Source organism: Hymenobacter sp. PAMC 26628 (assembly GCF_001562275.1).
GTDB lineage: Bacteria > Bacteroidota > Bacteroidia > Cytophagales > Hymenobacteraceae > Hymenobacter.
This window is the reverse complement of the sequence record NZ_CP014304.1, coordinates 4591564-4610929: the sequence shown is the minus strand read 5'-3', so window position 1 is coordinate 4610929 and position 19366 is coordinate 4591564. Positions and strand designations below refer to the sequence as shown.

Sequence of the window (19366 nt, the reverse complement as noted above, 5' to 3'; positions counted from 1 at the left end):
TGCCCGGGGCCCCGTTGGCCCGGCTTATCTGTATGCTTTCCGAACCTACTTACCTGGCCGCCCGCATGGTGGCCCCCGCCCTCGAAAACCATTTTTTGCAGCACCTAGCGGCGGCCCGCCAACTGGGGGCCGAGCTCGGCGAAGTGCCGCCGGCTGGCCTGATGGAGGTGGTGATTGACGTGGCGTTCTGGGCCAGCCTGCGGCGCGAGGAGGGCCGGCCGCCCCGCATCTCGCTGGCGCTGCTGCCGCCCACCGATGCCGCGGGGCCCCTGGTGTTTGGGCACCGGCCGCGGCTTACGCCCCAGGCCCTCATTAAGTTGGCCCCAGCCGTGGAGCACCCCGGCGTGCACCTGGGCGTGTGGCACGACGACGATGGCCTGTACCTGTGGGGGGCCGCCACGCGCATCCCGCCGGTGTGCTTCGTGGTGGAAGTGGTGGAGCCGGGCCTGCTGGTGGTGAAGCACCGCCGGGCCGACGGCTTCGGCAAATTCGTGAACGTGGCCGTGCTGCGCGGCGACCAGGTGCGCATCGTGGACGAAGAAAACCTGGGCCTGGACGACTACCCGGAGCTACGGGCCTCGCTGCCCAGCATCCCGGCCCCGGCGGGCGCCACCACCATCGACGTGCTGGTGGAGCTGGCCTCCGCCATGCGGGCCCACGGCCGCGGCGGGCTGGTGCTGGTGGTGCCGTCCGGCTCGGCGCAGTGGCAGGGCTCGGTGGTGCAGCCGCTGGGCTACCCGGTGCTGCCGGCCTACCCGGGCATCACGGCCGCGCTGGCCCAGGCGGGGCCCGAGGGCCCCGAGGCAACGCTGCGGGCCATCGAAATCGTGGGCGGCTTCACAGCCGTTGACGGGGCCACCGTGATTAGCCGCGACTACAAGCTGCTGGCCTTCGGTGCCAAGGTAACGCGCGCCGCCCACAGCCGGCCCGTCGAGCACCTCATCGTGACCGAGCCCGTGCTGGGCAGCACCGCCCTGCGCACCCACCCGGCCCAGAATGGCGGCACCCGCCACCTGGCCGCCGCCCAGTTTGTGCACGACCAACACGACGCCCTGGCCCTAGTGGCCTCGCAGGACGGCAATTTCACCGTGTTTGTGTGGTCCGAAGGCCTCCAGCAAGTGCACGCCCACCGCATCGACGTGCTGCTGCTGTGAGGAACCCCACCGGGGCCCCTAGCGCACTGCGGCAAATGCCTGGCAAGCGGAGGCTACCAGGGCCACGTCGGCCACGGTGTGCAGGGCGTTGAGCACCACGCGGGTGATGCAAGCATCGGCCGGCGTGGGGTAGGCGAAGCTGGAAATGAGGATGCCGCGCGCCTCCAGAAACGGGGCCAGCGCGTTGGCTTCGGTGTAAAACACAGGGAAGCCCGGCTGGTGGCAAAATAGGCCCAGGGGCCCCACGGCGGCGGCAAACTGCGCCGTTAGGGACCCCAGCCGCTGCCGCGCCTCGGCGTAAAGTCCGGCCCCTTCGGCTGCCAAAAAGGCCCACAAGTATGCCGGCACCGCGGGCGAGCTGGCTCCAAAAAACGGACTGCCGCGCAGCTGCGTAATAAATGCCGCGTCGGCCAGCACCACGCCGGCCGGCACGCCCAGCGCCTTGCCCAGCGAGCCGACCACTACCAGCCGCACGTGGGGCGGCAGCGCCGGCAGCAGCGTGGCCACGCCGGCCCCGGCGCGCCCGGTCAGGCCCAGGCCGTGCGAATCGTCGAGCAACAGGGTGGTGGGCCGGCCGGGCGGCAGGTGGGCGGCCCAGGCAAAATCGTAGGGCTCCAGCCGCAGCGGGTCGAGCGAGTTGCTGACGATGACCACCGGGCCCGGGGCCCCGGCGGCCAGGCGGGCCAGCAAACCGCTAGCCCAGGCCGCGTGGGGCCCTGGGGGTGCCGGTGCGGCCTGGCCCGCCAGCCAGGCTGCCGGGTGGGTGCCGGGTGCGTACTCGAAGCGGCCGGCGCCGGCCAGGGCGGCCACTGCCATTTGCCCCGCCAGGTAGCCCGACGACACCGTGAGGGCGCCCGCCGTGCTTGCCCAACTGGCCAGGTGCGCCTCGGCCTCAGCGAAGATGTTCAGCTGCACACCCGACCTGCGTGAGCTGGAATAATTGGTGCCGTAGCGCGCCAAGCCCTCGGCCAATAGGGCGGCGAAGGCAGGGCTGCGAGCCATGCCGAGGTAGCCGGTGCCGCTGCAAAACAGGTACTCGCGCCCGGCGGCCGTGCGCAAGGTGCGGCCGGGAAGGTGGTCGGTGTCGAACATGAAAACCACGGGGAATGGGCGGGTAAGTTACCGCCCCAAGGTCCCGCGCCATTGCCTAAATCCCGTATATGATTTACAAAATAAATAATGGTTTTATTTCTTGGATATATAAAATCTGAATATACATTTGTTGGCTTGCTGGTGAACCCATTAAGGGCCCCACGGCGCCTCAGCTGCCCTTCCCGCTTAGTCCCACCCACGCTGCTATGTACTGCCCCCCGCTTGCCTCCGGCTGGATGCTTTGGTGCCGCGCGTTGGCCGGGCGGGGGCTATTGGTTGTAGCGCTAGGGGCCCTGGCCAGCCGGGCCGACGCGCAGCCCACCAAGCGCCCCGCCCCGGCCCGCAAAACCCCGGCCCGCCCGGCCCCATTGCGTCCTGCTCAAGTTGAAGAAGCGTTGCGCCTGCTGCTCAAGGCCGACTCGGTGAGCCGCCGCCGTACCGGTACCGGGGCGGCTGGCCTGGTGCTCGACCAGGCCCTTACCAAGCCGGGCCACGATTTCTACGACTTATTCTACAACGCCTTCGAAGCCCCGCCCGGCGTCGCCGATTTCACAGTGCAGGTGGGCGAGCGGCCCGGCCGCGGCAATTCGTCGCTCATTGTGCTTACCGTCAATGACCAAGAACTGTTCGAAGCGCCCCTGCCCACCCGCCTCGACCAAATGGAGGAGTTGGTGGCCGGGGCTGTTGAAACCGCCCAGGGCTACTTAGTTGAAGCCCAAAACGTGAGCCGCCAGCTTGAATCGGGCCGGCGCGCCCCTCTCGAAGTGTACTGATCTCAGGGCCCTTACCGCTGCCCGCTCGAAACCATTTGCTATATCCCGCTTCCCAAAATTCCACCCATTCCTTGATAATGAAAATACTCTTTACGTTCGTACTACTGGTTGCTCTGGGCGGCTGGGCCCGGCCTGCCCAGGCCCAACGCTTTGTTTACGAGCCCATCAACCCGGCATTTGGGGGCAGCGGCACTTTCAACTATTCGTGGCTGCAAGCCTCGGCTACCGCCCAAAACCGCATCCAAGACCCTGTGCAAACCTCCACGGCTGTGACGGACCCACTGGCGCAATTCACGGCTAACCTCAACCAGCAGGTGTTGAGCCAGCTCACGAGCCGCCTCATTACGTCGCAGTTTGGCCAGGGGGCTATCAAGGCCGGCAGTTACAGTGTGGGCAACTACCAGATTCAAATCACGCCGGGCACGGGGGGCGTCACCGTGCAGATAACGGACCCCACCACGGGCAACCAGACCACCATCACCATTCCGAACGGGCTGTAGCAGCGGAGCGCTTGGCGCAATGCGCCGGCCGGGGCCCCACGTGGAGCTCCGGCCGGATCCCTTTTTTCATCAGCTGCTGCTTTCCTTATGCACCTTCTTTCATGGCGCCGGTGGCTGGCCGGGCCGCTACTGGCGCTGGGCGCCTGCACCCCCTACCTGTACCAACACCCGCTGGCCCCCCAAGCTGCCCGCCTTGGGGCCGAGCTTCGCACGCCCGAGCAGTGGGGGCAACTGCCCACGCCGCTGCGCAAAACGGTGGTGGCGGTGTACAAATTCCGCGACCAGACGGGCCAATACAAGCCCCAGGCCAACGGGGCCAGCTTCTCGACGGCCGTAACGCAGGGTGCCACAACGGTGCTCATTAAAGCGCTGGAGGAGTCGCAGTGGTTCGACCCGATTGAGCGCGAAAACCTAGGTAACTTGCTTAACGAGCGCAAAATCATCCGCAGCACCCGCCAGGAGTACACCGAGCAAACCGGCCAGAAGCAGCCCAATTTGCCCTCGCTGCTCTTCGCGGGCGTCATTCTGGAGGGCGGCATTATTTCTTACGACAGCAACATTCTGACTGGCGGGGCGGGGCTGCGCTACTTTGGCGCTGGGGCCTCGGGCCAGTACCGGCAAGACCGCGTGACGGTGTACCTGCGCGCCGTGAGTACCAACACGGGCAAGGTGCTCAAAACCGTGTACACGTCTAAAACCATCCTCTCGCAGCAAGTCGACGCCAATCTGTTTCAATTCGTCACTTTTAAGCGCCTGCTCGAAGCCGAAACCGGCTTTACCTACAACGAGCCCAGCGAGATGGCTGTGAAGGACGCTATCGAGAAAGCCGTTCAGGCTTTGGTCTACGAAGGCTTTGACGAGCGGCTTTGGCTGCCACGCGACTCGGCGGAGCTGCACGGCCCGGGCCGCACCGCCTACCTGCGCGAGAAAAGTGAAAACCTGAACATCGACGTGCTGGGCCGCGAGGCCGCGCCGCGCCGCGCCGCCTGGGCCCTGGGCTTGGCCGGGGCCGCCACCCAGTACGGGGGTGACTTCACCCAGCCCGTGCCCACCTTCGGGGCCGAGGCCACGCTGCGCTACCAGCCCGGCGAGATGGCCAGCGTATTCCTGAACGCCGGCCGCCTGCGCCTAGCCGCGGGCCCCGGTAGCAGCTTCTTCAACAACACTTTCAACTACGCCGAGGCTGGGGTGTTGTTGCGCTTGCTCCCGCGCGACCGATTCACGCCCTATGCGCTGTTGGGCGGGGGCGTCACGGTGCGGCAGCAGCTGAGTACCTACAGCCGCTACCTGCCCCACGCGGTGGCCGGCGCGGGGGCCGAATTCCTGCTCACGCCCCGCCTAGGCGTGAGCGTGGGAGCTGATTATCACTACTTCTTCAGCGATACCGCCGACGGCGTGGTGGCCGGCCGCTATAACGATTACTACTGGGCCGGGCGCGTGGGGGCAGTGTTCTACCTGGGCCGGGCGCGGGCGCTGCGGGCAGCGAAAACCATGCCATAATATAAAAAAATATAAATTTAAAAATATTTAATATATCAGACACGCGAATCTGCGCAATCGAATGTGTTTTATAAAAAATAAAATATTTATTATAAATATTTTTATACCCGACTATTGATATATGAAATATAGAATTTATTTTTGTGTTGTTCTTCCGGAGAGAGCACTGTTCCAATTCCCACTCATTACCTCTCACTCCCTACCCAACCTACTTGCCCAATGAAGACGATTAATAAACACCTCACGCTGCTGGCCGCGGCCATGCTCACCGCCGGCGTAGCCAATGCCCAGAGCCCCACTAACCAGCTCAACCGCACCCCAACTACCCCAAGTGCTCCAGTAGCACCGCATGGGCCAAACGGTTTCACCGTGCCTAATGGCAGTGTGCCCTTTAATACGATGCGCGGCAGCTACAGCCAGGATTCCTACATTTCGCAGTCCAACACTGGCAACTACGCCAATGTAGACCAAGTGGATAACCGCTCGGGCTCGGCCATTGCCGGCGGTGGCGGCAGCTCGGCCGCCATCGACCAGACGGGAACATACAACAACGCCTATCAAACCCAGTCGTTGGACGCCTCGTCGGGTAGCGGCAATTTGCGCAACGAAATGCGCTCGACCCAAGCCGGTGACCGCAATCAGTCGCGGCAAACCCAGGCCGGCGGTTACGCCAATACGGCTGCCGTGACGCAAGCCGCAGGGTCGTCGCTCAGCTCCGCCGTGCAGACCCAAACCGGTGGCAACAACAACTCCGCCAGCATCACGCAGTCTCAGTATAACAGCGACCCCAACGACCGCAACAGCGCCCAGCAAACTCAGACCGGCACCTTCAATAAGGCCCGCATCGCCCAGCAAGGCCACTCCGACGTAGCCACGCAGACGCAGAGCGGTAATAATAACTCCGCTGATATCGGCCAGGGGGCCCGTGGAAAGAACAATACCGCCATTCAGGTACAGAGCGGTTTTGACAACTTTGGTCGCATCAGTCAATCAGTTGGCAATCCCCAGGAGGACTTCGACCGCAACTACGCCAAGCAAACGCAATCAGGTACCAGTGGCGACACTGACATCAACCAGCGCGGCCACGACAGCTATGCCGAGCAAGTGCAGACGGGAGTTCGCAACGCATCCCAAATCACCCAGGGCGCGATTGGTACCACTTCCAACGTAGCCTCCGCGGCTTATACCACCCAGAGCGGCTCGTATAATTCGGCCATCGTCAGCCAGCGCTAAGCGTCGGAGTGACTGGCTAGAATCAGTAAATCATATGCGCCAAGTTCCGGAAGTCTCAGTTGAGAATTTCGGAACTTGGCCATTTGGCTACTGGCACTTATCTTTCTAATCCTAAGATAATTACTTATGAATCAAATATTTTCACTTGCTCTCACCGGAACTCTGGCGCTCGGCACAGCCGCGGCGCAGGCCCAGCAGCGCCCGGCCAGCGAAGCCGCTACAGCCGGGGTACGGCTGGCGGAAGACATCGGCTTGGAGCGGCTGCCGGGCGACGGGGCGCCGCTGGGTGGCGCGCAAAACGCCGCCACGCTGCTGCAAAACGGCACGGGCAACGCCGCGCGCATTGACCAGCAAAGCCTGTCCACACTGAGCAACCAAGCTTACGTGGTGCAGGTGGGCGCGGCCAATGTGGTGGGCCTCGCCCAGGCCGGCGCCAACAGCGCATACGTTTCGCAAAACGGCACCGGCAACACGACCAGTTTCACCCAGGACGGCCAGGGAAATACCTCTGCCATTATGCAGAAAGGGACCGCCAACAAACTGACGGGGTTGGTGAAGGGCGACAACAACACCGTAAACGTGACCCAGGACGGCCAGGGCAACACCGTGGAAAGCAAAATTCAGGAAAGCAACCGCGCTTACGAAATCAAGCAGTACGGCACCAACAACACCCTAAAGCAACTCGAATCCACGACCCAGGCGAAAGGGTACGGGGTAGAAATGCGGGGCAACGGCATCAATCTGACCATTGAGCAGGGCAAAATAGCGCACTGACTTTTCTTCGCCGTGCAGCGAAGTAGGCCGGCTGCCTTGGCGTAACCCGGTCACTCTCGGGTTTACGGCCCAGAAGCCGATTTGCTTCGCAAGGGCTTGCGGGGCATCAGGTCGTTTGATTGGAAAATAGCCTATTACCGAGTGTTCACGTCATCTTAATCGCTTTGTTCCATGATATTTTTATTCCTTTTGCTTGCGGCCTGGCAGCGCCCTGAAACAATTATTCCGTGCCAAGCGCGCCTTGAACTGCACCAGCAAGACGGCTTACTGACCGTAACCGGCCACTGCCGTAACCTGGGGCCCGCCGCCGCCCGCTACCGCTACGAGCTGGCCTTGCTGCGGGAAAGCAGCGGCGGCCGTTCGCAGAACACCCAGCGGGGAGAGTTTGACGTGGCCCCGGCGCAGGAAGTTTCCCTGTCGCAAACCCGCGTGAACGCTGGCCCCCAGGACACTTATCGCATTCACTTGCGGGTGTTTGATTTGCAAGGGCATACCTTGGCGCAGGATTCGGCGGTGCAAATCGCCCCTCGTTAAGTCCGCGGCTTCTTTTTTCTGCTTTATGCCCTTTTTACTACGCTTTGAGCGGGGCCGCCGCCCCGGTTTTTTGCTTGCGCTTTTCTGTCTGCTGGTGCTGGCCGCCTGCGAGCCCACCCAAGTTGAACCTGCTTACTACGGCGCCCTTACCGTGACGGTGCTCGACGGCGCCACCAGCCAGCCGCTGGCCAACGTGGCCGTGAGCACCACGCCCGCCACCGGTTCGTTCGTGACCGATGCCAAGGGCCAGGTCGTCATCACATCGGTGCCCGCCGGCACCGTGAGCGTGGCCGCCCGCCGCGCCACCTACGACGCCACCACCGGCAGCGCCACCATCACGGACGGCCAAACGCAGTCAGTGGTGCTGCTGCTCAACAAAGCCGCCTCTACAGCCCCGCCCGGCGTGGCCACGCGGCCCACGCCCGCGGTAGGCGCCACTGGCCTGCCCGCCGATGTGCAGTTAAGTTGGCACCCGGCCGCCGGGGCCCTCAAAAGCGACTCGCTCAAGTACGACGTGGTGCTCTACGAGAGCAACAACCTCAACCAGCGCACGCTGCTCAGCAACGCCCGCGACACCACGGTGCTGGCCCCGGGCCTGCGCTTCAACACCACCTACTACTGGCAGGTGACGGTGCGCAACCCCGGCGGGGCTACCGCCCGGGGCCCCGTGTGGAGCTTCCAAACCAAGGGCCTGCCCGACAACCGCTTCCTGTTCGTGCGCACCGTGAACGGCAACGCCGACGTTTATTCGTCGAACGAAACGGGCGGCAACCTGGTACAGCTCACCAGCTCGGCCTTCGTGGAAACGGCCCCTAAGCTCAGCCCCAACCTCGATTTGGTGGCCTACACGTCCAACGCCACGGGGCAATTTCAGCTGTACACCATGGGGCGCGACGGCGCGAATAAGCGGCGCATCACCACGCTATCGGCCGAGGGCTACAACAACGCCGGCGTGGGCTACTGCTGGTCGCCGGACGGGGCTCAGCTGCTGTACGCCCACTACGACCAGTTGTACCGCGTGAACCGCGACGGCACGGGCCTGGTGCAAATTGCCACCGCGCCCGCCGGCCGCCACTTCCGCGAGTGCGATTGGACGGCCCAAGGCGGCGGCCGCATTGCGGTGCAAACCGTGGGACCCAACGTGTTCGACTCGGAAATTTTGCTCGGCAACGCCGATGGCAGCGGCCTTGCACCGCTGGTAGGAAACTTGCCCGGCCGCGTCGATTCTCCCGTTTTCAGCATCGATGGGCGCACGGTGGCCTACACCCACGACGCGGCCGGCTTCGACGATGCCAGCGGCCGGCAGCTCGACGCACGCATTTACTTGCAGCGGCTGGACGGCTCGGCAGCGGTGGACCTCTCGGGCAGCGGCGGCAGCGCCAGCAGCAGCGGCAAGAAGCTGGGCACCAACGACCTGTATCCGCACTACGCCCCCGATGGCTTCCGGCTCTACTTCGTGAACACGGCCAATGACACCCGCTCGGCCCCCGACGTGTGGGTGACCGACCCCGACGGCCGCAACCGCGCCCTGCTCTTCGCCGACGGCAACCTACCCGACTGGCGCTAGGGCCCCCGGCCGCCAACCAAACCGGGGCTCCGGCGTAAGCACATCCATGCGCGTCATCCTCCGTACTGCCGTGGGCCAGGGCCCCGCCCAAGTAATGGCGGGCTTCACCCGCGAGCTGTTTTTGGCGCTGGCCCCGCCGTTTCCGAAGCTGAAGCTGGTGCGCTACGACGGCTGCCACACCGGCGACGTAGTAGAAATTGAGCTGAATACCGGCATCAAAAAGCTGCCTTGGACTTCGCTCATCACCGACGACGGGGTACTGCCCGACGGCACCCACTACTTCGTGGACGAGGGCCAGCTGCTGCCCCCGCCGCTGCGCTACTGGAAGCACCGCCACCTCATCGAGCCGGGGCCCCGGGGCGGCAGCGTCATCGTGGACAACCTGGAGTACCGTACCGCTTTTAGGGCCCTGGACGTGCTGATTTACCCAGCCATGTGGGCGCAGTTTGCCTGGCGCAAGCCCATTTACCGGCGCTGGTTCCGGTAGCTCAGCCGGCGGCGGGCAGGTCCAGCACCATCCGCACGTCGCCGCGCTGGTAGGGCGTGGGCGCCAGCGGCACGTGCCGGAAACCGAGCTTTTCGTAGAGCGCCAGGGCTGGCACAAGTGTCGAATTAGAGATTAATTCGACGCGGTGCGCGCCTAATTGCCGAGCTTTTTGCAGAATGCCTTGCCCCAGGGCCCAGCCGATGCCCAGGCCCTGGGCGGCGGGCGCCACGGCCATTTTCGCCAGCTCGTACACGCCGCCGTGCTCCTTGATGAGCGCGCAGGTGCCCACGATTTCGTCGTTGTAAACCGCCATCAGGATGTGGCCGCCCGGGTCCAGCACGTAGCGTTGCGGCTCGTCGAGCACCTGGTGGTCTGGTGCTTCCAGGGTGAAGTAGCGCGAAATCCACGCGTGGTTCAGGGCCCGGAAGGCGGGCTGGTGGGCGGGCTCGAAGTCGATGATGGCAACGCGGGCGGGCATGGCAAAGGGCAAGAACGGTGAAACCAAGAGCGGAAAGCGGCGCCGCGAAGTTGGCACAGGACAGGCCGTAACTTTGCGGGCCTATGCTAACTCCTGCCACCATCGTCCTCAAAAACGGAAAAGACCACTCCTTGCGCCGCCGCCACCCCTGGGTGTTTTCGGGGGCCATTGCCCGCCTCCGGGGCGACGCGGGCGAGGGCGATGCCGTGCGCGTAGAAGCCGCCGACGGCGAGCTGCTGGGCGTGGGCCACTTTTCGGGCGGCGGCTCCATTGCCGTGCGCATGCTCGATTTTGGCACCGAGTCTGAATTGCCAACGCCCGATTTCTGGGTGCGGAAGCTGGGCAATGCCTACCAGTTGCGCCAGCGCCTAGCCCTGACCGGCGCGGCCGACACCAACGTGTTCCGCCTGGTGCACGCCGAGGGCGACGGCCTGCCCGGCCTCATCATCGACGTGTACGGCGACGTGGCCGTGGTGCAGGCCCACAGCGTGGGCATGTACCGCGCCCGCCCCGAAATAGCTGACGCGTTGCGCGTTGTGTTCGGCGATAAGCTGCGCGCCATCTTTGACAAAAGCGCCGAAACCGTGCCCGGCAACGCCGTGCCCGACGCCCAGAACGGCTACCTGTTTGGCGAAAGCACCGGCGCCGAGCACCTCGTGACCGAGAACGGCCACCAGTTTGCCATCGACTGGGAAACTGGCCAGAAGACTGGTTTCTTCATCGACCAGCGCGATAACCGGGCCCTGCTGGCCCGCTACGCCGCTGGCCGGCGCGTGCTCAACACGTTCTGCTACACGGGTGGCTTCTCGGTGTATGCGCTGGCCGCCGGGGCCGAGGTTGTGCACTCCGTCGATTCCAGCAAAAAGGCCATTGCCCTCACCGAGCGCAACGCCGCCCTGGCCCCCCACGCCGACCGCCACGCCGCCTACGCCGACGACGTGCTCGGCTTCCTCAAAAACCACCCCGCCGAGTACGACCTGCTCGTGCTCGACCCGCCCGCCTTCGCCAAGCACATGGGGGCCCGCCACGCCGCCCTCATGGGCTACAAGCGCCTCAACGCCTCGGGCATTGCGCACCTGGCGCCGGGCGGGCTGCTCTTCACGTTCAGCTGCTCGCAAGTGGTTAGCCCGGAGCTATTTGAAGGGGCGGTGCTGGCCGCCGCCATCGAAGCCGGCCGCCCCGCCCGCATCCTGCACCGCCTCACCCAGCCCGCCGACCACCCCGTCAGCCTCTTCCACCCGGAAGGCGCGTACCTGAAAGGGCTGGTGCTGGCCGTGGAATAGTAGCCCAGGTGGTAGCAATGAAAACCTTCGCCAGTCCGTGGGATTTTTCTGGCGACAGCAGGCAATTTTATGCACCCGATGGGTTGCAATACCTGCGCTATGAAACGGAAAGTTTGACCGAAATAGCCATGGGTGGTCCCTTATCGGGGCCCTGCTTTTGGGTGCGGCCAGACGGTACAGAAGTGCTATTGCACGAGACTTGCGGCGGCCCACCGGTTTGGCAGCGGCAGGGCAACTACGTGGCCTTACCCATATGGCAATTGTCTTTGTCCGGCGGGCGTAAAGCTTGCCTCGGAGTCGTCGCAATAACCCGTTGTGAGTTGATCCTTTTTGAAGAAAAATTTAGCGTATTGCAGTTGGAAGAATTTGATGACCAACTAATAATTGGCATTGAGAGTCCAATTTATCGTCCCAAATCACTGAAGTTTGACCTGACCAGTGCTACCGTTGCGCGCATAATTTCTTTGTGAAGGCTTATCCATTGGCGCAATAATTTGTTCGTGTTTGGATGAAACAAACGGAAGCAAAACGGCAAAAAGCAGCGGACATTAAACAGCCCGTGGCCGTCATCGGGGCGGGGGTGGCGGGGCTGGCCGCGGCCGCGCGGCTGGCCGTGGCGGGGCACGCCGTCACGGTGTTCGAGGCGGGGCCCTCGTTTGGCGGCAAAATGCACCAGTTTGAGCTGTCCGGCGGCTACCGTTTCGACGCGGGGCCCTCGCTCTTCACGCTGCCGCAGCTGGTGGATGACGTGTTCCGACTGGCCCACCGCGCGCCGGCCGACTACTTCCGCTACGAGCGGCTGGACCCGATTACCAACTACTTTTTCGCCGATGGCACCCGCCTGGCGGCCTGGGCCGAGGCCGATAAGTTTGCCGCCGAAGTGGAGGAGAAGCTGGGGGCCCCGGCTGCCGCCGTCACGCAGTTTCTGGCGCGCAGCGGCCGGGCGTACGACGCCACGGCGGGCACGTTTTTGCACAAGTCGCTGCACAAGGCCGGTACCTACCTCAGCCCCGAAACCCTGAAGGCCGTGGGGGCCCTGCCGGCGCTGGGCCTGCTCGGCACCATGCACCAGCGCCACGCCAAAGCCTTCGCTGACCCGCGCCTGGTGCAGCTCTTCGACCGCTACGCCACCTACAACGGCTCCGACCCGTACCAGGCCCCCGCCACGCTGAGCATGATTCCGCACCTCGAGCACGGCATTGGCGCGTTCTACCCCGTGGGTGGCATCTACGCCATTGCCGAAAGCCTGCACCGGCTGGCCGAAGAATTTGGGGTGCAGTTCCGGTTCAATGAGCCGGTGAAGGAGATTTTGGTGGCCGATAAGCACATCACGGGCCTGCGCACGGCCCAGGACGTGTACGATTTCGGCCTAGTGGTGAGCAACATGGACGTAATGCCTACCTACCGCCGCCTGCTGCCCACCCAACCCGCGCCCGAGCGCACCCTGGCCCAGCCCCGCTCGTCGTCGGCGCTGATTTTCTACTGGGGCATCGCCCGCGAATTCCCGGAGCTGGACTTGCACAACATCTTCTTTTCCAACGATTACCAACAGGAGTTCAAGGCCATTTTCGAGGGCAAAACCGTGGCCGACGACGTGACGGTGTACGTCAACGTCACCTCCAAAAAAACGCCCGCCGACGCCCCGGCCGGCCACGAAAACTGGTTCGTGATGGTGAACGTGCCCCACGACGAAGGCCAAGACTGGGACGCCCTCACCCAGAAAACGCGCCGCCTCGTGCTGGCCCGGCTGTCCGGGGCCCTGGGCGTGGCCATCGAGCCGCTCATCAAAGCCGAAAAAATCTGGACGCCGCCGGGCATTGCCGCCGATACCTCGTCGTCCGGCGGGGCCCTGTACGGCAGCTCTAGCAACAACCCGCTGGCGGCCTTCCTGCGCCACCCCAACTTCTCGGGCCGGCTCGACGGGCTGTACTTCTGCGGTGGCTCGGTGCACCCCGGCGGTGGCATTCCGCTGTGCTTGCTCTCAGCCAAAATCGTGGCGGAGTTGATTGGGTAGGGTGATTCCGCCGCAGGTATTCCGCGTGCAACGTGTCATTCCGAGCGCAGCGAGGAATCTGAACTAGGGCCCCCAGATTCCTCGCTGCGCTCGGAATGACAAAAAAGCCCCGCCGGGTAGGGCGAGGCTCTTTCTATACTTGGAAAGGCAATACTAATCGTAGGCCGTCTTGTCGATGCTGGGCTTGTCGTGGCCGCGGTTGGGGTGTGTGGTGCCGGCATCCAGCGCATCTTGTTCCAACTGGTCTTCCTCGGTTTCGCTGAAATCGTCCACCGGCAGCGCGTCGGCCTTGGGGTGGCCTTCGAGGTTGCGCTTGTCGGGGTTCTCGCTGTCCTTCTGGTTGTTGTGGTGGGTAGGCATGGCAGAAGTGAGTTAGGTGAGAAAAGAGTAATTGACAGTTGCTCGTTGTCAGTTATCCGGCCGTCCAGTAAAAAAACTAATAACTGACAACAAGCAACTGGCAACGAAAAGGCTACTGGTCGATGGCCGTGTCAGTGGCGTTAAAGTCGGTCAGTTCGGCGTTGGTATCGGTGCCGGTGATGGGCTGGATAGGTTTGGGCTCCATTTCGCCCATGCCCACGCGCGACTTGGGGTTTTCCATCTCGTCGGGCCCTTTGCGGCGGTCATCGGCGTCGAGCTCGTCCACGGGGCCGCCGGGGTTGTGCACGGCCACTAGGTCGGGGTCGTCGTTGTAGGTTTCGAGGGCCGGCAGGTCTTGGTCGGCGCGGGCGTTGCGGCCTTCGTCGTCCGAGCGCATGTTATCGGCGGGCGGGCTCATCGAATCAGCGTCCTCGTTCACGCCGAGGGCCGTCGAGCCACCGGCCGTGTCGGAGCCGAAGCCCTGCTTGCCGTCGCGGTTGCCGAAGCCGCCGCGGGCCGCCTCGTTCTTGGGCGGGTCGGCGTTGGGGATGTGGTGGCCAGCGCGCATTTCTTCATCGGTGGTGTCGTCGTTGATGACGCGGATGGGGCGGTTGTTGGGGTCGACGGACATGGCAGTGGAAAAATGAAGTTGAAAGCAAAGCGGGTGGGAGAAGGGTGTACTACGGTTAGCCGGTTTGGGTTGTAAGGGGGCCCCAACGCGGGGCCCGCCTGTACCTTTGCCTCTATGCCCGACGCCCCCGCCCTTACCCTCGTGCCCACGCCCATCGGCAACTTGGAGGACATTACCCTGCGGGCCATCCGCGTGCTGGGCGAGGCCGACCTGGTGCTGGCCGAAGACACCCGCGTGAGCGGCCGCCTGCTCCAGCACCTGGGCCTGAAAAAACCGCTCCTCAGCTACCACCTCCACAACGAGCACCAGCAAGTGCCGCGCCTGCTGGAGCGCCTCGAAAAAGGTGAAAAGATGGCCCTGGTGAGCGACGCCGGCACGCCCGGCATCTCCGACCCCGGCTTCCTGCTGGTGCGCGAGTGCTTGGCCCGCGGCCTGGCCGTGGAGTGCCTGCCGGGCCCCACCGCCCTGGTGCCGGCCCTGCTCAAGTCGGGTTTCGGGGCCGAGCGGTTCACGTTCGAAGGGTTTTTGCCCGTGAAAAAAGGCCGCCAAACCCGCCTGCTGGAGCTGGCCCCCGAGCCGCGGACGATGATTTTTTACGAGTCGCCGCACCGGCTGGTGAAAACGTTGGTTCAGCTGGCCGAAGTGCTGGGGCCCCAGCGCCCGGCCTCCGTCAGCCGCGAGCTGACCAAGCTGTTTGAGGAAACCGTGACCGGCACGCTGGCCAGCCTGGCCGCCGATTTTGGGGCCCGGGCCGCCATCAAGGGCGAAATTGTGCTGGTGGTGGCCGGCAACCCCACCCCGCCTGCCCGCCCTGGCAAGGCCGGCCGCTACGCCCGCGGCGAAGAAAACGAAGTAGACGAATCCCTTGGAAACGAAGCGAATAACCCCAACGAATTTGGCCCCGACGAATTTGGCCCCGACGAGTTTGGCGAAGATTAGCCCCGCGGCCCACCCCGCCGCGCTGGCCGTGCTGGGCGCCGCCTTGCTCTGGACCGGCTGGTCCACCAGCGCCACCCTTTGGCCCCTGGGCCTGTTCGTGGGCTGGGTGCCGTACCTGTTCATGGAGCACCGCTTCACGCAGCAGGGGGCCCGCAAGGGCCGCGTATTTGCCGGCACCTACCTGTTTGTGCTGCTCTGGAACGCCAGCACCACCTGGTGGGTGAGCTACGCCGACCTGGCCGCTGGCATCGCTGCCGTGGTCCTGAACGCGGGGCTCATGTGCCTGCCGCTCATGGCCTTCCGCCAAACCAAGAAGCGCCTGGGGCCCCGCATCGGCTACCTCACGCTGCCCATCTACTGGATTGCGTTTGAGCAGCTGCACCTGCGCTGGGACATTACCTGGCCCTGGCTCACGCTGGGCAACGGCTTCGCCGCCGTACCGCAGTGGGTGCAGTGGTACGAGTACACCGGCTTCCTGGGCGGCTCGGTGTGGGTTTGGGTAGTCAATCTATTGATATTCTTTGCGTTGATTGATAAAAGAACGCTGGGGTTTGCCGCTGGAACCGCTTCGGCTGTGGTAGCCGGGCCTGCTGATTTAGTGGGCGTGCGGCCCGCCGGCCGGCGGTTTCTAGTACCTTCTTTGGCGATAATTCTGCCGCTGGCGCTATCCTACGCCATCGGCGCCACCTACCAAGAGCAGGGCCCCGGGGCCGAGGTAGTGGTGGTGCAGCCCAACATCAACCCCTACACCGAGAAGTTTGCCGACGCGCCCGACTTCGTTTCCTACGACGAGCAGCTCACGCGGCTGCTGGCCCTCAGCACCCAGCAGCTCACGCCCCAAACCCGGCTCGTGCTCTGGCCCGAAACCAGCCTGGCAGACCATTACCAGGAAAGGGTTATCAACAATTACCCCCGCATCCAGCGCATCCGGGCCTGGCTGGGGCAGCACCCGGGCGTGGCCCTCGTCACGGGCATGACCAGCATCGTGACCTACCCCAGCAAGGAAGCGGCCACCGAAACGGCCCTTTACCGCGACGACCTCGGCTACTACGACGTGTGCAACACGGCCGCCTACCTGGCCAGCGCCACGGCCCCGGTGCAATTTTACCACAAGGAGCGGCTGGTGCCGGGCGTCGAGAAAGTCCCCACTTTTCTCACTTCCCTCATCAGCCACATCGACCTGGGCGGCTACGTGGGCAGCTACGGCACGGTGCCCGAAACCACGCTGTTCCGCGTGCCCGGGGCCCCCGCCCTGGTGGTGCGGCCCCTCGTGTGCTACGAGTCCATCTACGGCGACTTCACCGCCCAATACGTGCGCGGCGGCGCCAACCTGCTGGGCCTGGCCACCAACGACGCCTGGTGGTACGACACGCCCGGCTACCGCCAATTGCTGCGCCTGGGGGCCCTGCGCGCCATCGAAACCCGCCGCGACCTGGCCCGCGCCGCCAACACGGGCTTCACCGGCTTCATCAACCAAAAGGGCACCCTCACGCAGCTGGCCCCCACCTGGGTGCCCACCGCCAGCCGCGCCACGGTACACCTGAACGACAAGCTGACCTTTTATACCCGTGTGGGCGAGTACATCGGCCGCGGCTGCCAGGCCCTGGCCCTGCTGCTGCTCGGCTGGGTCATCGCCCACGCCTTCGCGGGGCCCCGGGCCTTTGCAGAACCCAAAAACCAATCGCAGGAACGTCATGCAGAGCGCAGCGCAGCATCTCTCCCGCAGCAGTAACCAATGAATTAGTCAGCGGTATTGATGCTCCGCTGTGCCCTGCATGACGTTCTAAGTCAGACCATTTTCTGCGCCTTAATATCCTAACATTCAAGCATGACCGATTACCTCGCCCTTTCGCACCAAGTAGCCGCGCTTTGCCGCGAAACTGCCCAGTTCATCCTGCACGAAGCCAAAACCTTCGACCCCAATAAGATAGAGAACAAGGGCCTGCACGACATGGTGAGCTACGTGGACCAGGGTGCTGAGCGCCGCTTGGTGGCCGGCCTGCGCGAAATCCTGCCCGCCGCCGGCTTCATCACCGAGGAAGGCACCGCCGGGGCCCCCGACGAAACCCAGGAGTTCACCTGGATCATCGACCCGCTCGACGGCACCACCAACTTCATCCACTCGCTGCCCGTGTTTGCCGTGAGCGTGGCCCTGCTGCACGGCCCCGAGCTGGTGGTGGGCGTGGTGCACGAGGCCAACCGCGACGAGAGCTTCCGCGCCGCCAAGGGCCACGGTGCCTTCTGCAACGAAGACCAAATGCACGTGACGGATGCCCCCAAGCTGGGCAACTCGCTCATCGCCACTGGCTTCCCCTACACCAAGTTCGCTCAGCTCGACAAATACCTGCAAGTGCTGGGCAGCTACATGCAGCGCACCCACGGCCTGCGCCGCATGGGCTCGGCCGCCACCGACCTGGCCTACGTGGCCGCCGGCCGCTTCGACGGCTACTTCGAGTTCAACATCAACTCCTACGACGTGGCCGCGGGCCTGCTGCTCGTCACCGAAGCCGGCGGCCGCGTCACCCAGTTCCTGGAAGACGGCGACCCGCTGTTCGGCCGCGAAGTAGTGGCCAGCAACGGCCACTTGCACGACGAGATGCAGGCCACAATCCGGGAGTTTTGGGCGTAGCGGGAGGGCCCCGGGATGGTTGAGTTGAGGCAGAATTTTGCCGGGCTAATGCTCATTACTTTCTTGTTATGAACGTCTTGCTGGTTCCTCGTTGCCCGTGCCGGGTAGGTGCTATCCTATTGGGTGTGGGCCTGTTGCTGGGCTTGGGGGGCTGTTCTGCGCCGGTGCAGCAGTACCCGGCCGCGCAACTGTTTCCGCCCAATTACGCTGCTGCCCTGGCCACCGATACGCTGCTTAGCTTGTCCAAATCCACACTGTGCCAAGGCTTCACTACGCTGTGGGATTCCTTCCTAGTAGCAAAGCCGTACGTGTCGAGGTCAGTGGTAATAGATTTGCCAATAGGTAATTATGGAGCGGTAAGCGAACAGGTATACGGCCAAAGCTTGGATGATTTCAACTGCACTTTGCTTTTCGTCAAATCGGGTCGTTACGTGGCTTACAGCGTCGTTCACAGAAGCGTTGACTTGGCCGATATTAAAAACCGAAGAGGTAACTCGTCGCCGGTATGGCTCACCAAAACAGATGCCCAGCGCTTGTTCATGAAAAAAAACACCAAGGTATCGGCAACTGATACCGCAACGTGGTATTCCGTGGTGCTTGCCTCTCAAAAGTGATGGCCCTCATATCTCCCCTGAATTAAGCAGGTTCTCAACTCACCACGCCCGCCCCAAACGTGACCCGGGGCCCCGGCGCAAACTTTTGCTAAGGCCCCAGCGTTTCCAAAATGCTATGCTAGTTCAATACATTCTTGTGGCTGCCATCGTGCTGGGGGCCCTGTTTTTCCTAGGCCGCCGGGCGTGGCGGGCCTTCTTTTCGAAGGAGCAAGTGGGCTGCGCCAAGGGCTGCGGCGCCTGCGGCGGCATCGACGTGGACCGCCTGGAGCGCACTATCGCGGCCCGCGCCGGGCGCTAAGGCCGGGCCCTGAATATTTAGGGCCCCTGGGGGGAAACCCCGGGCGGCCCGGGGCCCGTATAGCCGGGTAGCCGCTGCCCTTCCGGCGGGGCTTTTCTCACCCCTACGCCCCGCGCCATGCAAGACAAAGAAGAAGAACGCTCGCTCGTCAACGTCGAAAATAAGCTCACCAAGGACGGCTACACGCACGACTTCAAGGTGACCGACGGCCGCCTGCACACCCTCGACCCCAGCTCCAACCGCAGCTATACCGCCGACGAGGTGACCATCGTGGACTTCTACCGCTTCGAGGGCGAAAGCAACCCTGACGACACATCCATCCTCTACGCCATTGAGGCGACTGATGGCGTGAAAGGCACCATTGCCTCCGCCTACGGCGTGTACGCCGATACCGACATCGACGACTTCCTCAAGCAAGTAGAAGACTTAGGTAAGAACCTGACCAAAAAGGATAAGTAATCTGCCGTAGTAGATTAGCTGCCAATTCAAACGGCCCGCTGCACCTA

Annotated in this window: 22 protein-coding genes; 18 read left to right on the top strand and 4 right to left on the bottom strand. The window is 63.7% G+C overall.

The window, feature by feature from the left end; genetic code table 11:
- The first annotated feature begins 32 nt into the window (after window positions 1–32).
- Window positions 33–1154 (top strand): putative sensor domain DACNV-containing protein, encoded by a 1122-nt coding sequence (locus tag AXW84_RS19995; protein ID WP_068237490.1) that lies wholly within the window; start codon window positions 33–35, stop codon window positions 1152–1154.
- Between the two features lie 18 nt (window positions 1155–1172).
- Here the strand turns inward: AXW84_RS19995 and AXW84_RS19990 are convergent, their stop codons facing one another.
- Entirely contained in the window at window positions 1173–2246 is a 1074-nt protein-coding gene (locus AXW84_RS19990; protein ID WP_068237488.1) for an aminotransferase class I/II-fold pyridoxal phosphate-dependent enzyme, read from the bottom strand.
- Between the two features lie 236 nt (window positions 2247–2482).
- Here AXW84_RS19990 and AXW84_RS19985 point away from each other — a divergent pair, with 236 nt between their 5' ends.
- The 8 genes from AXW84_RS19985 to AXW84_RS19950 all read left to right on the top strand — a co-directional run bounded on the left by AXW84_RS19985 (window position 2483) and on the right by AXW84_RS19950 (window position 9614).
- Window positions 2483–3019, top strand: a complete 537-nt coding sequence (locus AXW84_RS19985; RefSeq protein ID WP_157887141.1) for a CsgE family curli-type amyloid fiber assembly protein — start codon at window positions 2483–2485, stop codon at window positions 3017–3019.
- A gap of 77 nt (window positions 3020–3096) precedes the next feature.
- Window positions 3097–3519, top strand: a complete 423-nt coding sequence (locus tag AXW84_RS19980; protein WP_068237484.1) for a curli production assembly/transport component CsgF — start codon at window positions 3097–3099, stop codon at window positions 3517–3519.
- A gap of 87 nt (window positions 3520–3606) precedes the next feature.
- The gene (locus tag AXW84_RS19975; protein WP_068237482.1) at window positions 3607–5019 is read left to right on the top strand and encodes a CsgG/HfaB family protein; all 1413 of its coding nucleotides are present in this window, start codon (window positions 3607–3609) and stop codon (window positions 5017–5019) included.
- 219 nt (window positions 5020–5238) lie between these two features.
- A complete protein-coding gene (locus tag AXW84_RS19970; protein WP_068237479.1) occupies window positions 5239–6252 on the top strand; it encodes a hypothetical protein in 1014 nt (337 codons plus the stop codon).
- A 126-nt stretch (window positions 6253–6378) separates the two neighbouring features.
- The gene (locus AXW84_RS19965; RefSeq protein ID WP_068237477.1) at window positions 6379–7026 is read left to right on the top strand and encodes a hypothetical protein; all 648 of its coding nucleotides are present in this window, start codon (window positions 6379–6381) and stop codon (window positions 7024–7026) included.
- Window positions 7027–7197: 171 nt separating this feature from the next.
- Window positions 7198–7560: a curli-like amyloid fiber formation chaperone CsgH gene (gene csgH, locus AXW84_RS19960; protein WP_157887140.1), complete on the top strand. Its 363-nt coding sequence runs from the start codon at window positions 7198–7200 to the stop codon at window positions 7558–7560.
- A gap of 25 nt (window positions 7561–7585) precedes the next feature.
- The gene (locus AXW84_RS26320) at window positions 7586–9127 is read left to right on the top strand and encodes a carboxypeptidase regulatory-like domain-containing protein (RefSeq protein WP_068237470.1); all 1542 of its coding nucleotides are present in this window, start codon (window positions 7586–7588) and stop codon (window positions 9125–9127) included.
- Window positions 9128–9173: 46 nt separating this feature from the next.
- Entirely contained in the window at window positions 9174–9614 is a 441-nt protein-coding gene (locus AXW84_RS19950) for an SRPBCC family protein (RefSeq protein ID WP_068237467.1), read from the top strand.
- 1 nt (window position 9615) lies between these two features.
- Here the strand turns inward: AXW84_RS19950 and AXW84_RS19945 are convergent, their stop codons facing one another.
- Complete coding sequence (locus AXW84_RS19945) at window positions 9616–10092, bottom strand: GNAT family N-acetyltransferase (protein WP_068239827.1); 477 nt, start codon at window positions 10090–10092, stop codon at window positions 9616–9618.
- Window positions 10093–10175: 83 nt separating this feature from the next.
- On the opposite strand from AXW84_RS19945, the gene AXW84_RS19940 reads away from it, so the two are divergent.
- Genes AXW84_RS19940 through crtD form a run of 3 tightly spaced genes read left to right on the top strand, consistent with a single transcriptional unit; the run spans window position 10176 to window position 13389 of the window.
- The gene (locus tag AXW84_RS19940; protein WP_068237462.1) at window positions 10176–11375 is read left to right on the top strand and encodes a class I SAM-dependent rRNA methyltransferase; all 1200 of its coding nucleotides are present in this window, start codon (window positions 10176–10178) and stop codon (window positions 11373–11375) included.
- Window positions 11376–11392: 17 nt separating this feature from the next.
- Entirely contained in the window at window positions 11393–11845 is a 453-nt protein-coding gene (locus tag AXW84_RS25215) for a hypothetical protein (protein WP_157887139.1), read from the top strand.
- A 38-nt stretch (window positions 11846–11883) separates the two neighbouring features.
- The gene (gene crtD / locus AXW84_RS19935; protein ID WP_068237458.1) at window positions 11884–13389 is read left to right on the top strand and encodes a 1-hydroxycarotenoid 3,4-desaturase CrtD; all 1506 of its coding nucleotides are present in this window, start codon (window positions 11884–11886) and stop codon (window positions 13387–13389) included.
- Between the two features lie 153 nt (window positions 13390–13542).
- On the opposite strand, the gene AXW84_RS19930 is transcribed toward crtD, so the two are convergent.
- The gene (locus tag AXW84_RS19930) at window positions 13543–13749 is read right to left on the bottom strand and encodes a hypothetical protein (RefSeq protein WP_068237455.1); all 207 of its coding nucleotides are present in this window, start codon (window positions 13747–13749) and stop codon (window positions 13543–13545) included.
- 112 nt (window positions 13750–13861) lie between these two features.
- On the bottom strand, window positions 13862–14380 hold the full coding sequence (locus tag AXW84_RS19925; RefSeq protein WP_068237452.1) for a hypothetical protein: 519 nt from the start codon (window positions 14378–14380) through the stop codon (window positions 13862–13864).
- A 114-nt stretch (window positions 14381–14494) separates the two neighbouring features.
- Between AXW84_RS19925 and rsmI the strand changes: the two genes are divergently transcribed.
- The 6 genes from rsmI to AXW84_RS19895 all read left to right on the top strand — a co-directional run bounded on the left by rsmI (window position 14495) and on the right by AXW84_RS19895 (window position 19319).
- Complete coding sequence (rsmI, locus tag AXW84_RS19920) at window positions 14495–15319, top strand: 16S rRNA (cytidine(1402)-2'-O)-methyltransferase (protein ID WP_068237449.1); 825 nt, start codon at window positions 14495–14497, stop codon at window positions 15317–15319.
- Complete coding sequence (gene lnt / locus AXW84_RS19915; RefSeq protein WP_071892349.1) at window positions 15306–17051, top strand: apolipoprotein N-acyltransferase; 1746 nt, start codon at window positions 15306–15308, stop codon at window positions 17049–17051. The genes rsmI and lnt overlap by 14 nt, the downstream gene beginning before the upstream one ends.
- A gap of 96 nt (window positions 17052–17147) precedes the next feature.
- The gene (locus AXW84_RS19910) at window positions 17148–17948 is read left to right on the top strand and encodes an inositol monophosphatase family protein (RefSeq protein ID WP_068237446.1); all 801 of its coding nucleotides are present in this window, start codon (window positions 17148–17150) and stop codon (window positions 17946–17948) included.
- 68 nt (window positions 17949–18016) lie between these two features.
- Window positions 18017–18562, top strand: a complete 546-nt coding sequence (locus tag AXW84_RS19905) for a hypothetical protein (protein ID WP_068237444.1) — start codon at window positions 18017–18019, stop codon at window positions 18560–18562.
- Window positions 18563–18677: 115 nt separating this feature from the next.
- Window positions 18678–18860, top strand: a complete 183-nt coding sequence (locus tag AXW84_RS19900; protein WP_068237441.1) for a FeoB-associated Cys-rich membrane protein — start codon at window positions 18678–18680, stop codon at window positions 18858–18860.
- Window positions 18861–18977: 117 nt separating this feature from the next.
- Window positions 18978–19319: a hypothetical protein gene (locus AXW84_RS19895; RefSeq protein WP_068237438.1), complete on the top strand. Its 342-nt coding sequence runs from the start codon at window positions 18978–18980 to the stop codon at window positions 19317–19319.
- Window positions 19320–19366 lie beyond the last annotated feature (47 nt).

Excerpts from the sequence above, each read along its gene's own strand:
- AXW84_RS19930 (WP_068237455.1), bottom strand. The coding sequence starts at position 13,749 with ATGCCTACCCACCACAACAACCAGAAGGACAGCGAGAACCCCGACAAG.
- AXW84_RS19925 (WP_068237452.1), bottom strand. The coding sequence starts at position 14,380 with ATGTCCGTCGACCCCAACAACCGCCCCATCCGCGTCATCAACGACGAC.
- AXW84_RS19905 (WP_068237444.1), top strand. The coding sequence starts at position 18,017 with ATGAACGTCTTGCTGGTTCCTCGTTGCCCGTGCCGGGTAGGTGCTATC.
- AXW84_RS19900 (WP_068237441.1), top strand. The coding sequence starts at position 18,678 with ATGCTAGTTCAATACATTCTTGTGGCTGCCATCGTGCTGGGGGCCCTG.
- AXW84_RS19995 (WP_068237490.1), top strand. The coding sequence starts at position 33 with ATGCTTTCCGAACCTACTTACCTGGCCGCCCGCATGGTGGCCCCCGCC.
- AXW84_RS19970 (WP_068237479.1), top strand. The coding sequence starts at position 5,239 with ATGAAGACGATTAATAAACACCTCACGCTGCTGGCCGCGGCCATGCTC.
- AXW84_RS19950 (WP_068237467.1), top strand. The coding sequence starts at position 9,174 with ATGCGCGTCATCCTCCGTACTGCCGTGGGCCAGGGCCCCGCCCAAGTA.
- AXW84_RS19945 (WP_068239827.1), bottom strand. The coding sequence starts at position 10,092 with ATGCCCGCCCGCGTTGCCATCATCGACTTCGAGCCCGCCCACCAGCCC.
- AXW84_RS25215 (WP_157887139.1), top strand. The coding sequence starts at position 11,393 with ATGAAAACCTTCGCCAGTCCGTGGGATTTTTCTGGCGACAGCAGGCAA.
- AXW84_RS19910 (WP_068237446.1), top strand. The coding sequence starts at position 17,148 with ATGACCGATTACCTCGCCCTTTCGCACCAAGTAGCCGCGCTTTGCCGC.
- AXW84_RS19990 (WP_068237488.1), bottom strand. The coding sequence starts at position 2,246 with ATGTTCGACACCGACCACCTTCCCGGCCGCACCTTGCGCACGGCCGCC.
- AXW84_RS19975 (WP_068237482.1), top strand. The coding sequence starts at position 3,607 with ATGCACCTTCTTTCATGGCGCCGGTGGCTGGCCGGGCCGCTACTGGCG.
- AXW84_RS19965 (WP_068237477.1), top strand. The coding sequence starts at position 6,379 with ATGAATCAAATATTTTCACTTGCTCTCACCGGAACTCTGGCGCTCGGC.
- csgH (WP_157887140.1), top strand. The coding sequence starts at position 7,198 with ATGATATTTTTATTCCTTTTGCTTGCGGCCTGGCAGCGCCCTGAAACA.
- AXW84_RS19895 (WP_068237438.1), top strand. The coding sequence starts at position 18,978 with ATGCAAGACAAAGAAGAAGAACGCTCGCTCGTCAACGTCGAAAATAAG.
- rsmI (WP_068237449.1), top strand. The coding sequence starts at position 14,495 with ATGCCCGACGCCCCCGCCCTTACCCTCGTGCCCACGCCCATCGGCAAC.
- AXW84_RS19940 (WP_068237462.1), top strand. The coding sequence starts at position 10,176 with ATGCTAACTCCTGCCACCATCGTCCTCAAAAACGGAAAAGACCACTCC.
- crtD (WP_068237458.1), top strand. The coding sequence starts at position 11,884 with ATGAAACAAACGGAAGCAAAACGGCAAAAAGCAGCGGACATTAAACAG.
- AXW84_RS19985 (WP_157887141.1), top strand. The coding sequence starts at position 2,483 with ATGCTTTGGTGCCGCGCGTTGGCCGGGCGGGGGCTATTGGTTGTAGCG.
- AXW84_RS19980 (WP_068237484.1), top strand. The coding sequence starts at position 3,097 with ATGAAAATACTCTTTACGTTCGTACTACTGGTTGCTCTGGGCGGCTGG.
- AXW84_RS26320 (WP_068237470.1), top strand. The coding sequence starts at position 7,586 with ATGCCCTTTTTACTACGCTTTGAGCGGGGCCGCCGCCCCGGTTTTTTG.